The sequence below is a fragment of the Nocardia sp. NPDC019323 genome (genome assembly GCF_044389845.1).
In the GTDB taxonomy this organism is placed as follows: domain Bacteria; phylum Actinomycetota; class Actinomycetes; order Mycobacteriales; family Mycobacteriaceae; genus Nocardia; species Nocardia implantans.
Genome location: NZ_JBIRYN010000012.1, coordinates 123,749 through 135,360, shown reverse-complemented (window position 1 = coordinate 135,360; position 11,612 = coordinate 123,749). Strand labels below are relative to the sequence as shown.

General features: G+C 71.1%; 12 protein-coding genes. 3 read left to right on the top strand and 9 right to left on the bottom strand.

Annotated features, from left to right (window positions below):
- Nucleotides 1-4: 4 nt before the first annotated feature.
- The 3 genes from ACH49X_RS30860 to ACH49X_RS30850 form a co-directional block, all read right to left on the bottom strand.
- Nucleotides 5-331, bottom strand: coding sequence for a cupin domain-containing protein (locus ACH49X_RS30860; RefSeq protein WP_357103916.1), 327 nt, complete (start codon nucleotides 329-331; stop codon nucleotides 5-7).
- A 183-nt stretch (nucleotides 332-514) separates the two neighbouring features.
- Nucleotides 515-1,015, bottom strand: a complete 501-nt coding sequence (locus ACH49X_RS30855) for a dihydrofolate reductase (RefSeq protein ID WP_357208095.1) — start codon at nucleotides 1,013-1,015, stop codon at nucleotides 515-517.
- Nucleotides 1,012-1,839, bottom strand: a complete 828-nt coding sequence (locus ACH49X_RS30850; protein WP_357103910.1) for a thymidylate synthase — start codon at nucleotides 1,837-1,839, stop codon at nucleotides 1,012-1,014. Before ACH49X_RS30850 ends, ACH49X_RS30855 begins: the two co-directional genes overlap by 4 nt.
- 98 nt (nucleotides 1,840-1,937) lie before the next feature.
- Between ACH49X_RS30850 and cobF the strand changes: the two genes are divergently transcribed.
- Nucleotides 1,938-2,681 (top strand): precorrin-6A synthase (deacetylating), encoded by a 744-nt coding sequence (gene cobF / locus ACH49X_RS30845; protein WP_357208093.1) that lies wholly within the window; start codon nucleotides 1,938-1,940, stop codon nucleotides 2,679-2,681.
- 61 nt (nucleotides 2,682-2,742) lie between these two features.
- Nucleotides 2,743-3,612 carry a DNA-formamidopyrimidine glycosylase family protein gene (locus ACH49X_RS30840; RefSeq protein ID WP_357208091.1) on the top strand — a complete coding sequence of 290 codons (870 nt, stop codon included), beginning with the start codon at nucleotides 2,743-2,745 and terminating at the stop codon, nucleotides 3,610-3,612.
- Nucleotides 3,613-3,621: 9 nt separating this feature from the next.
- Here ACH49X_RS30840 and ACH49X_RS30835 read toward each other — a convergent pair whose 3' ends face one another.
- The 4 genes from ACH49X_RS30835 to ACH49X_RS30820 form a co-directional block, all read right to left on the bottom strand.
- Nucleotides 3,622-5,130, bottom strand: a complete 1,509-nt coding sequence (locus ACH49X_RS30835; RefSeq protein ID WP_357103901.1) for a carboxylesterase/lipase family protein — start codon at nucleotides 5,128-5,130, stop codon at nucleotides 3,622-3,624.
- Nucleotides 5,131-5,143: 13 nt separating this feature from the next.
- A complete protein-coding gene (locus ACH49X_RS30830) occupies nucleotides 5,144-6,580 on the bottom strand; it encodes an NAD(P)/FAD-dependent oxidoreductase (protein WP_357208089.1) in 1,437 nt (478 codons plus the stop codon).
- Nucleotides 6,581-6,588: 8 nt separating this feature from the next.
- Nucleotides 6,589-6,834, bottom strand: a complete 246-nt coding sequence (locus tag ACH49X_RS30825) for a DUF2630 family protein (protein ID WP_357103896.1) — start codon at nucleotides 6,832-6,834, stop codon at nucleotides 6,589-6,591.
- Nucleotides 6,835-6,989: 155 nt separating this feature from the next.
- Nucleotides 6,990-8,360: a PLP-dependent aminotransferase family protein gene (locus ACH49X_RS30820; RefSeq protein WP_357208087.1), complete on the bottom strand. Its 1,371-nt coding sequence runs from the start codon at nucleotides 8,358-8,360 to the stop codon at nucleotides 6,990-6,992.
- 80 nt (nucleotides 8,361-8,440) lie between these two features.
- Between ACH49X_RS30820 and ACH49X_RS30815 the strand changes: the two genes are divergently transcribed.
- Nucleotides 8,441-9,121 (top strand): pyridoxamine 5'-phosphate oxidase family protein, encoded by a 681-nt coding sequence (locus ACH49X_RS30815; protein WP_357103890.1) that lies wholly within the window; start codon nucleotides 8,441-8,443, stop codon nucleotides 9,119-9,121.
- Between the two features lie 94 nt (nucleotides 9,122-9,215).
- Here the strand turns inward: ACH49X_RS30815 and ACH49X_RS30810 are convergent, their stop codons facing one another.
- Entirely contained in the window at nucleotides 9,216-9,980 is a 765-nt protein-coding gene (locus tag ACH49X_RS30810; protein ID WP_357103886.1) for an MspA family porin, read from the bottom strand.
- Nucleotides 9,981-10,365: 385 nt separating this feature from the next.
- Entirely contained in the window at nucleotides 10,366-11,607 is a 1,242-nt protein-coding gene (locus ACH49X_RS30805) for a hypothetical protein (protein WP_357208084.1), read from the bottom strand.
- Nucleotides 11,608-11,612: the final 5 nt, after the last annotated feature.

Genomic DNA, 11,612 nt, shown 5'->3' with positions numbered 1-11,612 from the left:
CGGACTACATCGCCACCGTCAGCAGGAACGCCACGTCGTCGATCGCCTTGACGCTGTGGCGCGCCTTGGGCACCACGATCAGGTCGCCCTCGGAGCCTTTCCATTCGTTGGCGCCGCTGAGCAACACCAGGGTGCCGCTGAGCACCAGCAAGGTGGCCTCGCCCGTGTTGTCGTGTTCGGCCAGACTGTGCCCGGCCGTCAGGCCGACCACCGTTTGCCGCAGCGTGTGCGTGTGGCCGCCATAGATTGTCTGTGAACTGCGCCCGCTCGTGGCGAGGGTGGCCAGCTTCAGTTGCTGGCGCGCTACCGCAGTCAGCGATTTCTTTTCCATGGACCGCCTTTCGCAGAGCACCACAGCCGATGCCGGGCTGGTGGCAACGGCTCAGGCGTTCGACCGGACGCGGGTCCGGCCGCCCGCATATCGCGAGTATGCCCGAGTCCGCCGCGACGCGGGCCGGGTTTCACCGGCCCCGCCCGTGACGGCGGCGTTCGCGGGTCGGCACGGCGTGGCGCGCTAAGCGGGCCGCCGGGTGTAGTGCCGGATGCGGAAGCGCAGACCGGTGGTGGAGGTGCGCCACGGCTCCGGGTCGTCGGATCGCCACTCCGGTCCGATCGGCGGCGCGAAGGCGTCGCCCTCGACTTCGGTATCGATCTCGGTGACGCGCAACTCGGTCGCGAACTCGAGCGCGGCACGGTAGATCTCGCCGCCGCCGGCCACCCAGACCGCGTCCGGGGCGCATATGTCCAGCGCCTCCGGCACCGACGACGCCCGTTCGGCGCCTTCGGCCGACCAGTCCGGCTGCCTGGTCACCACGATGTTGCGCCGCCCGGCCAGCGGCCGGAATCGCGGCGGAAGCGAATCCCAGGTCCTGCGGCCCATCACGACGGGATGACCCCAGGTGACGTCCTTGAAGTGCGCCATGTCCTCCGGCAGCCGCCAAGGGATCTTGTTGCCGGATCCGATCACCCCGTCCAGGGTCTGCGCCCAGATCAGCCCGACCGTCCGCTCGCTCACACCGCCACCGGGGCCTTGATGGCCGGATGGTGCCGGTAGCCGTCCACCTCCACGTCCTCGTAGCGGTAGTCGAACAGCGTCGGCGCTGGATGCAGCCGCAGCGTGGGGAACGGGTAGGGGTCGCGGGCAAGCTGCTCGGCCACCTGCTCGAGGTGGTTGTCATAGATGTGGCAGTCCCCGCCGGTCCAGATGAAGTCGCCGGGGATCAGCTCGGTCTGCTGGGCCACCATGTGGGTCAGCAGGGCGTAGCTGGCGATGTTGAACGGCACGCCGAGGAACAGGTCGGCGCTGCGCTGGTAGAGCTGGCAGGACAGTTTCCCGTCGGCCACGTGGAACTGGAAGAACGCGTGGCACGGCGCCAGCGCCATCTTGTCCAAGTCGGCGACGTTCCACGCCGAGACGATGATGCGCCGGGAGTCGGGGTCGGTGCGCAGCGTGTGCAGCACCTGGGAGATCTGGTCGATGTGCGTGCCGTCCGGCGCGGGCCACGACCGCCACTGCACGCCGTAGACCGGGCCGAGTTCGCCGTCGGCATCGGCCCATTCGTCCCAGATGGAGACGCCGTGCTCGCGCAGCCAGCCGACGTTGGAATCGCCGCGCAGGAACCACAGCAACTCGTAGACGATCGACTTCAGGTGCACCTTCTTCGTGGTGACCAGCGGGAAGCCCGCCGCGAGGTCGTAGCGCAATTGGTGGCCGAAGATGCTGCGCGTGCCGGTGCCGGTGCGGTCGGCCTTCTTCGTGCCGGACGTCAGCACCAGCCGCAGCAAATCCTCGTACTGGGTGTCGGGAGCCGATGCCGGATCGAGCGCGTCGTGAGCCACGTCTGGCAACTCTAGTCTTCGTCCTCGCACTGTCCGCGAGCCGTTCGGGCGCGTCCCCGGCCCGGCCTGACGACGGCAGTCCTGGCAAGCTCGAGCCCATGCGCAAGCTCTACGTGATCGGCATCGGCGCCGGCGATCCCGACCAGGTCACCGTGCAGGCGGTCAAGGCGATGCGGCAGGTCGAGACGTTCTTCGTCATCGGCAAGGGGGAGGCCAAACGGGAACTGGCCGACGTGCGGACGGCGATCCTGGCCGAGCACATGGATCGGCCGTACCGGATCGTGCCGATCGCCGACCCGCCGCGGGACCGCACGCCCGCTGACTACCTGGACGTGGTCGATGACTGGCACGATCGCCGCTCGGCGCTGCTGGAATCGGCGTTCGCGGCGGCCGACGGCGTCGGCGGCATCCTGGTCTGGGGTGATCCCGCGCTCTACGACAGCACGCTGCGCATGATCGAGCGGGTGCTCGCTCGCGGCGCGGTGCGCTTCGAGTACGAGGTCGTTCCGGGCATTACCAGCGCGCAGGCCCTGGCCGCACGCCACCGCATCGTGCTGCACGGCATCGGTGAACCGGTGCGCATCACCACCGGCCGCCGCCTGCGCGAGGAGGGTATGGGCGCGGAGAACGCGCTGGTGATGTTGGACGGCGACTGCTCGTTCACCGCGATCGATGACCCGGACGTGCACATCTGGTGGGGCGCCTACCTCGGCATGCCGGACGAGACGTTGATCGAGGGGCCGCTGGCCGAGGTGGGGGAGCGGATCGTCCGGCGGCGCGCCGAGTTGCGCGAGCGGAAGGGGTGGATCATGGACATCTACCTGCTGCGCCGCGGGGCGTGATCCGCCCCGCCGCCGCGGGAGAACCGGCAGGTTGTCGGTAGGGCTGGGTAGTCTGAACCCCGTGCCTGAGCTACCGGAAGTGGAGGCGTTGGCTCAGTTCCTCCGGGAGCATGCGGTCGGCGCCGTGGTCGGCCGCGTCGACGTGGCCGCGTTGAGCGCGGTCAAGACGTTCGAGCCCCCGGTCACCGCCCTGTCCGGCCGAGACGTCACCGGCGCGGGGCGCTGGGGCAAATTCCTCGGCATGGAATGCGACGGGTTGTGGCTGGTCACGCACCTGTCGCGAGGCGGATGGCTGCGCTGGATCGATGACCCGAGCCCGATGCCGCCCAAACCGGGCGGCAAGAGCCCGCTGGCGTTGCGGGTGCACTTCTTCACCCCCGAAGGGGCGACGCCGGCGTTCGACCTCACCGAGGCGGGCACGAAGAAGCGGCTGGCGGCGTACGTGGTGACGGACCCCAAGGCGGTGCCGGGTATCGCGCGCCTCGGCCCCGACGCGCTGGAAGTGACCGAGGCGCAGTTCGCCGACATCCTGCACGGCACCTCGCAGCGGATCAAGACCGCGCTCGTGGACCAGTCGCTGCTGGCGGGTGTCGGCAACGCCTACTCCGACGAGATCCTGCACACCGCGCGGATCTCGCCGTTCGCGAACACCAAAACGCTTCCGGCCGACAAGGTGGCCGAGTTGTATACCGCGATGCGCACGGTGCTCACCGACGCGGTGGGACGTTCCGTCGGCCAGGACGCGGCCCGCCTCAAGGGCGAGAAGCGCTCCGGCATGCGGGTGCACGCCAGGACCGGGCAACCATGCCCGGTCTGCGGCGACACGGTCCGCGAGGTCTCCTACGCCGAGCGGTCCTTCCAGTACTGCCCCACCTGTCAGACCGGCGGCAAGATCCTCGCGGACCGGCGGATGTCGCGCTTGCTGAAGTAGCGGCCCCGCTCAGGTCAGCGTGGGGACCCGCACGCCCTGCCAGGCGAGTCGTTTCTCCCGGTCCGGGTCGTGTTCCACGCGCGTGGGGTAGTCGATGATCAGAGTCGACCTGCGCGCCTCCGTGTACGCGGGCCAGGACGGCAGCGGAGCGCCGGTGCGGGCGAAAGCCAGCCAGTTGTCCTGGAACTGATCGGTGACCGCCCGCAGGCCGCGCCTGCCGCCCGCGGCCGTGAAGGCCCGGCCGATCGGAGTGTCCGTCACGCCGAACACCGGGATGAGGTCGGTCGCGTGCGTGGCGCCGATCCCGGCCAGCTGCAAGGCGCGCGGGGCGAAGTCGTAGCGGTAGGCGTAGGTCGGCGCGTGCTTGCTGTGACCTTCCATGACCGTCACCGAAGGACGCCAGAAGGTGTAGTCGCCGCCCGCTCGCACCGCGGCCTTCGGCTGCGGATAGCCGGGATAGGCCGCCTTGATCCGAGACTCGGCCTCGGTGGAGTTGCCGAGCGCCTTGCGCAGCCGGTCCGCGGTGGTGGGCAGTTCGTCGGCGAACCTGGCGAACAGCGTGCCCTCGTCCCGGTTCGTGCCGATGATCAGCGGCACCCGGTGCGCCGAGCCGTCGGCGATCGCGTCGACCGGGGAGAACGGCAGGAACGCACCGTCGACGACCGGGCAGACCGGGAAGGCGCCCGGGTGTTCGCGCACCACCTGTGCGATGGTGCGATCGACCGCGCGGCGGATGTCGTTGGCCCCCGCGGTGCGCAGCGCGGTGTGCGCGGTGTCCGGTGTGGCGCCCAGCGCGGCCACACAGCGGCGCGCGAAACCGCGGGCCTCCTCCGCGGTGACCGCCCAGTCGGCGGGCGGGCTCTGGGCGATGGCTCGATGGAACAGGCCCTTGGCGGCCGGTGTGGCGAGCAGGCTCAGCACGGCGTGCGCGCCGGCCGATTCGCCGAAGATCGTCACGTTGTCGGGATCGCCGCCGAACGCCGCGATATTGGTGCGCACCCACTCCAACGCGGCGAGCTGGTCACGCAGGCCGAGGTTGGAGTGGAACGGTTCTTCGTCGGTGCCGAACTCACTGAAATCGACATAGCCGAACGCGCCGAGCCGGTAGTTCAGCGAGACCACCACCACGTCGCCGCGCAGCGCCAGTCGCGCCCCGGAGTACAGCCCGAGCGCGGATGTCCCGATGAGATAGCCGCCGCCGTGGATGAACACCAGCACCGGGCGCGGGCTCGACGCCGTCGTCGCGGGCGCGGTGACATTCAGTGTCAGCGCGTCCTCGCTGGTCGGCTGATAGGCGCGCGCCCCGATCCGCGCTCCGGAGCGGTGCTGCATCGCCGCGGAGGTGAAGTCTGTCGCGGCCCGCACACCTGACCAGGGTTGGACCGGCTGTGGAGCGCGAAAGCGCAGGTCCTCGATCGGAGGAGCCGCGTAGGGAATGGACCGCCAGCGCAAGACGCGGCGGCCACGGCGACCGCGGACGACTCCGTCGGCGGTCGCGATATCCGTTGTTGCCACCATTTTCAAATGGTAGCTATGCGCGCCGCGCCTCCAACAGGCGCAGCCAGAACTCGCTGACCGCGGGGAATGCTGGCACGGCGTGCCAGAGGGTGGACAGCGGTACCCGGCCGACCACCGCGATGGTCGCCGCGTGCAGTTGCTCGCCCACGTCCGGCCCCACGAAGGTGGCGCCGAGCAGCGTGTCGGTGTCGCGATCGATCACCAGCTTCGCGTGGCCCGCGTAGTCGTCCCTGGACAGCGCCGATCCGGCCACCTCGATATCGAGTTCGACGGTCTCGACCGCGTGCCCCGCGTCCCTGGCCGCGGCTTCGGTCAGGCCGACCGAGGCGACCTCGGGCGCGGTGAACACCACCTGCGGCACCTTGCCGTGATCGGAGCTCGCGACGAAACGCGGGTCGTCCAGCGGCTTTCCCTCGGCCCGCGCGGCGATCACGTCGCCGCACACCCGGCCCTGGTACTTGCCCATATGCGTGAGGGCGGCGCGGTGGTTGAGGTCGCCGACCACATACAGCCACTGGCCTTCGACATCGCGCGCGGTGAGATGGTCGTCGACCGCGACGTAACCGTCGGACAGCCCGACCGCGTCCAGTCCGAGCCCTTTCGCGGCGGGCGCGCGTCCGGCCGCGACCACGATCTCGTCGACCTCCAGCGCCGACTCGCCCTCGGGGCCGCGCAACCGGATCGTGACAGGCCCGCCGTGGATCCAGCCTTCGCCGGTGTCCTTCGCGGCCGGGCGTTCGACGGCGGTGGGCTCGGTGCCCATGCGCACTCGCACGCCCGCGTCGGTCAGCGCCGCCGCCACTCGCTCGCCCGCGAAGGGCTCGGCCGCGGCCAGCAGCGCCGAGCCGCGCACCAGCAGGGTGACCTCGGCGCCGAGGGCGGCCAGCCAGGTCGCGGCCTCACCGGCCACCACGCCGCCGCCGACCACGGCCACCCGGCGCGGGACCTCGTGCAGATTGGTCGCGTCGCGGGAAGTCCACGGCAGCGCGACGCGCAGGCCGGGCACGTCGGGCACGTTGGCGGTGGTGCCGGTGGCCAGCACCACGGCGTGCCGGGCCCGCAACTGCCGCCCGTCGACATCCACCGAACGGGGGCCGGTCAGTCGTCCGGCGCCGCGCACGATGTCGATGCGGTTGGCGCGCGCCCAGTCGGCCTGCGAGGAATCGTCATGGTCGTGCACGAAGGCGTCCCGGCGCCGCAGCACCGCCTCGACGTCGAGGCCGGTAGCCGAAACCCCCGGCATCGCCCGCGCGGCCGCGAGCACGTGGCCCGGCCGCAACAGCGCTTTGCTCGGGATGCAGGCCCAATAGGAACATTCGCCGCCGACGAGTTCACGCTCCACGATGGCGGCCGTGCGGTCGCTGCCCGCGACGGCGTAGGCGGCGGCGTTCTCCCCCGCCGGTCCGCCGCCGATCACGATGACGTCGTAGTCGGTCGGTGTGCTCGACATCGCCGCGCCTACTGCAGGTAACCCTCGACCTGCGAGACCGGATTGGCCTGGGCCGCGTCGGGGGACTGGCCCTGGTCGATCCGCGCACGGCGATGGCGGAGCAGGTCCCAGGCCTGATCCAGCATCACTTCCAGTTCCGCCAGGCGCTGGCGTTCGGTCTTCGGGTCCAGCTCGCCGTGGGTGGCCTGCGAGCGCAGCTGGTGCTCCTGGTCGACCAGATCCTTGATCCGCGCCAAGATGTCCTGTTCGCTCATGCTTCGTCCCTTCCGGCCAGAGCGGGCCCGTGCGTGGTCACACCGCGCTGCCGGCTCCGGGCCTGTTCGCTCATGCTTCGTTTCCGGCATGTGCGGGACCCCGCGTGGGCAACGCCGCGCTGCCGACTCCGGGCTGACCGCTCATGCCGACCATGCTACGGCCGGGCCAGGCACGCGGCGGCCCTCGGGACGGCCGCGGCGAGTTCCGGCCACGGCAGCGCGGTGTAGCCGAGCGCGACGCCGAAATGGTCCCGGCGGGATCCGAGGTGATACCTGGCCAATCCGTCGAGCGCGACGCCGTGCGCGGGGCCTTCGGCGACCACACGCCGCTCGTCCTCGGCCGACGCCACCGGCACGACGACGTGCGACCCGGCGTCGTCGCCGAGCACGTCGAGGCCGCGGCGGCGCAGTTCGGTCACCACCAGCGCACGGCGCGGTGGCAGCGCGCGGCGCAACCTGCGCAGGTGCCTGGCCAGATCACCGTGCGCGGCGAAGGCGACCAGCACGCGCTGACCCGCCGGGCTCGGACCGGTGCCGGTGCGCTCACGGTGGTCGAGCACCGCCGCGGCGATCTCCGGAGCGGCGAGCAGCCAGCCGACCCCGAGGCTGGGGGAGAGGATCTTGCTGGTCGTGCCCAAGTGGACGACGACGTCCGGAGCCATGGTGGCCAGCAGCGGCAGCGGCGCGGTGTCGTAGCGCAGTTCACCGTCGTAGTCGTCCTCGATGACGAAGATCCCGCAGCGGCGCGCGTGCTCCACCAGCTCCACCCGCCGCGCCGCCGGCATCCGCGCGCCGAGCGGAAACTGATGTGCTGGAGTGCAATACACCGCTTTGATGCGCGGCGGCAGCAAGTCGACGCGCAGACCGTTCGCGTCGACGGGGACCGGAACGACCTCGAGACCGGCCGCCGCGAACGCCCCCGCGGCGCGCTGGTAACCCGGGTCCTCCATGGCGACCGCATCGCCGGGCCGCAGCAGCGCGGCGGCCAATTCGCCTACGGCAGAGCTGGTTCCGGCCGTAGCGAGCAGCACGGTGTCGCTGCCCGCTCCGATCCCGCGGTGGCGCAGCAGGTGCTCGGTGACGGCCGTGCGGAACTCCGGTTCGCCCGCGCGGTCCTTGCGCACGAGGGGGGAGTGATCCGCCGCGGCCCGCCAGGCGCGGCGCCACGCGGCCGGATCGATGGCGTCGACGCACGGCGCGCCTGGGGCGAGGTCCAGCAGCTCTGACGTGGCGCCGGTGTCGTGCACGGCGTCCGGGCGGGTGGGCGCGGCGGCCGGCGCGGTCGTCAGGTAGGTGCCGGAGCCGCGTCTGCCGCGCAGCCAGCCCTCCGCGTGCAATTGGTCGTAGGCGGCGGCGACCACGGTGCGGCTCACGCCCAGCCGCCCTGCCAGCGCGCGGGTCGACGGCAGCCGGTCGCCGCCGCGCAGCGGCCCGCTGGTCGCCGCGTGACGCAGTTGGTCGGCGATCTGCACCGACAGCGGTTGCGCCAGGTCGCGATCGAGGTCGAGGGGTAGGTCCTCCAGCACGGCTGCTCCTGGAAATGGACTGCCGAGAATCACTCGGATTGGCACTTTGATAATGCCATTCGCGGCTCGATGCTGGGTGCATGACCGAAACAGCCAGCCAACGGGCGCCCCTCTCACCGACGCCGCGCAGCACGCCGACCCGGTTGACCGATCGCGCAAGGACCGATCGCGCCGACTTGGACGCGGTGCTCGACGCCGGGCTGATCTGCCACCTGGGCGTGCTGCTCGGCGGCGCGCCGGTCGTGCTGCCGACCGCATACGGCCGCGACGGCGACACGCTCTACCTGCACGGCTCCACCGGCGCGGGGAACCTGCGCGCGGCGCTCGCCGCCGACATCTCGGTGGCGGTGACGTTGGTGGACGGCGTGGTCTACGCGCGTTCGGCCATGCACTTCTCGATGAACTACCGCTCCGCGGTCGTGCTCGGCCGCGCGCGGGAGGTGACCGAGCACGACGAACGCCTGCACGGGCTGCGGGTGATCGTCGAACACGCCGCGCCCGGCGCGTGGTCGCGCGTGCGGTCTCCGAGCAAGAAGGAACTCGCCGCCACGAAGGTGCTCGCCCTCGATCTTCTCGAGGCGTCGGTGAAGGTCCGCGCAGGCGGGCCGAAGGACGACCCGTCGGACATCGACAACGGGGGTGTGTGGGCGGGGGTCCTTCCGCTGCGCCAGATCTGGGAAACCCCGATCGACTCCGCGGACCTCGACCCCGGCGTCTCGGTCCCCGCGGACGTTCTGGAGCGCGCGGTCCCCGCCCGGTGACGACTACGGCACACGGGGAAGTCCGGCGACAGGCGCGCTGTTCCGCACGGTCGCCGGAGGCTTCGCGCCCGTCCGAGCGGGCGTGGCGCGCCGGTCAGAACCAGAACGCTGCGCCGTAACCCGTCGTTTGCGCTGTGGTCTTTCTCGAATCGGCCCGTACGGTGACGAAAGGCATGGCCGAGGCCGGGGAAAGGCAGCCGCTGATATTCAACGGGGTATTGGTGTGTGCGAACGTGTAAGGGAATTCGGATTCCCCGTCGAGTTCCGCCGCGCCGATCACCGCCGCCGTGACCGAACCGGGGGCGAGATTCACCGCGAGTTCGCCGGCGACGCCCGCCTCGACGCCGATGCTGGGCTGGATGGCGACGGCGGCGCCGACGGAGATGCTCGGCGGCGCGATCAGTTGCAGGGAGGGCATCATCATCTGCTTGTCGGGCATATTCATCTCCAGGGAGGGCGCGTCGAAGGTGAGCGATCCCTCCAGTCCGAAGGAGGGCGCGATCCCGGCGTTGATTCCGACGCTGGGTGAGATGCCGATCGAGATGCCGTTGGAGATGTCGACCGCGCAGCCGACCAGATAACCGATGGCGATTTCTCCGCCGCGCAGCGCCGTGGGGCCGTCGAGCGTCACCGAGAAATCGCCGGACACTCTCGCCGCGTGTACGAACGGGACTCCCGGCGCGATGTCGCCCGCGGGCGCGACGTTGTTGGCGTTCGCCGACGCGACCAGATGCAGCCCTCCGGCATTGATCTCTCCTGGCGCGGCGCCGGCCACGGAATCAGAAACAGCGAAAGCGCCCGTAGCGGCCATGGCCACCGCGATGAGCGCGGCGAGAGTGCGCGAATGCTTTCGGTTCATCATGCTCCAGTCGAGTATCGATGGAATCGGAACTTCCTGCGCGAAACGGACTTGCACGGCGAATGGGGCAGGCACGGGCTTCATTCGGCGTACGCCGCAGACTTTATCGGCAGGTGTGGCCGACGCAGCTGATCACGCCACACGGCGAGTCGGCCGACGCGACTGATCGCGGTCGTCGTCGGCATTCGTCCTGATCACCGGTGCGGGGCGAGCGAAACTATCGGATTTTCATACCAGGTCACCGAATTTCCCGGCTGTTCGCCGAAATATTGCGCGTGTCGCGCGAACCCGCCGCGATCGGCTGCACGCCTGTGGGTATACCCGCGGCCCGGCGAGGTGAGCCCAGGGGGCGACCGGGGCGCATCGGCGTGCGCGTCCGCGGGACTCACCACGGATCGGCGTGCAGACCCACGGAACGTACCGCGCGCACCGCCAGCCGGCGCAACGCATCAGCGGACTCGATTCGCTTCGGGTCCAGGGAGACCAGGCTCAGCACGTAGTCGTCGCCGATGCGGCACAGGTAACCCGACAGACGGGTGCGGGGCAGTCGCGCGGTGGTGAGCCCGGGATGGATGGCGCGGGCGGCGACGCCGGTGCAGCGGTGCGGGCCGAGTTCGAGCAGCGAGGCGGGGAGCGTCCCGATGTTGGAGCACAGGATGTCTCGTTCGCCAGCGCCCTTGGACAGCGCGTAGGCCCAGCGGTCCGGGATCACCTGGAGCAGTTCTTCGGGCATGCCGCCCGGCGCGGACATGCGGTGCTCGTAGGCGGAGCGAGCCAGCGCCCGGATGGTCGCCGGGGTGTCGCAGCGGGTGATCGCGATGCGCGTCATGGCGAGATCGTTGTCGACGCGGGGTTCGTCGCGGGTGTCGACGGGCAGGCTGGCTTCGATCGTCTCGCCGCGGAACCCGCTGTCCCGCAGCACCGTCGCCACGAGGTGGATGAACAGGCTGTTGGCCGTCCCGCCGTCACGCGCCGCCACGCGGTCCCACTCGGCGGCCGGGCATTGCAGGATCGCGCTGCGCGTGGCGTCGCCCGCCGCGCGCGGCTGCTCGTCCCGGCTCGGCGCGGCGAGTCGCCGCGGTATCCCGTGCCGCAGCGCCGCCGCGGTGTCGCGCAGCACGATCGACCACTGGCGACGGGCGTCGGCCCAGTCCGATTCCCGGGCGGGGAACCGCGCCGGACGCACCCGTGCACCGCCGAGCGCGTCGTCCACCGCGAGCACCAGCGCGCGTCCGTCGGCCAGCGCATGCGAGCAGGTGAGGGAGACGATCGAACCGCCGTCGTCCAGGGCGGCGGTGGAAAGCCGCCAGCCCGGGCCGTATTCCGGATCGAGCCCGGCGCCCTGCGCGTCGGCCCAGTCGAGCAGCTCCGCCACCGGCAGGATGCCCTCGGCGCGGTCGATCGGATACGCGCGCACGTTCGGTCGCCAGGCTCGGCGCGCGCCGGGCACTCGGGGGCGAACGACTCTGCGACCCAACGGCCCCGACCGCAGTGCCTCGTGCACCCGCGTCAGCAGCGCTGGGTCCACCCGGTCGGCCGTCCGCCACAGGCCCTGCAACGCGATCGGCGTGCCGAGCCCACGGTGACTGCGCAGGAAGATCTCGTCGACGACGCTCAGCCGGCGCATGGGCC

Coding starts and splice junctions, on each gene's coding strand:
- cobF (WP_357208093.1), top strand. CDS start 1,938: ATGCGCAAGCTCTACGTGATCGGCATCGGCGCCGGCGATCCCGACCAG.
- ACH49X_RS30835 (WP_357103901.1), bottom strand. CDS start 5,130: ATGGTGGCAACAACGGATATCGCGACCGCCGACGGAGTCGTCCGCGGT.
- ACH49X_RS30830 (WP_357208089.1), bottom strand. CDS start 6,580: ATGTCGAGCACACCGACCGACTACGACGTCATCGTGATCGGCGGCGGA.
- ACH49X_RS30810 (WP_357103886.1), bottom strand. CDS start 9,980: ATGAACCGAAAGCATTCGCGCACTCTCGCCGCGCTCATCGCGGTGGCC.
- ACH49X_RS30815 (WP_357103890.1), top strand. CDS start 8,441: ATGACCGAAACAGCCAGCCAACGGGCGCCCCTCTCACCGACGCCGCGC.
- ACH49X_RS30825 (WP_357103896.1), bottom strand. CDS start 6,834: ATGAGCGAACAGGACATCTTGGCGCGGATCAAGGATCTGGTCGACCAG.
- ACH49X_RS30860 (WP_357103916.1), bottom strand. CDS start 331: ATGGAAAAGAAATCGCTGACTGCGGTAGCGCGCCAGCAACTGAAGCTG.
- ACH49X_RS30805 (WP_357208084.1), bottom strand. CDS start 11,607: ATGCGCCGGCTGAGCGTCGTCGACGAGATCTTCCTGCGCAGTCACCGT.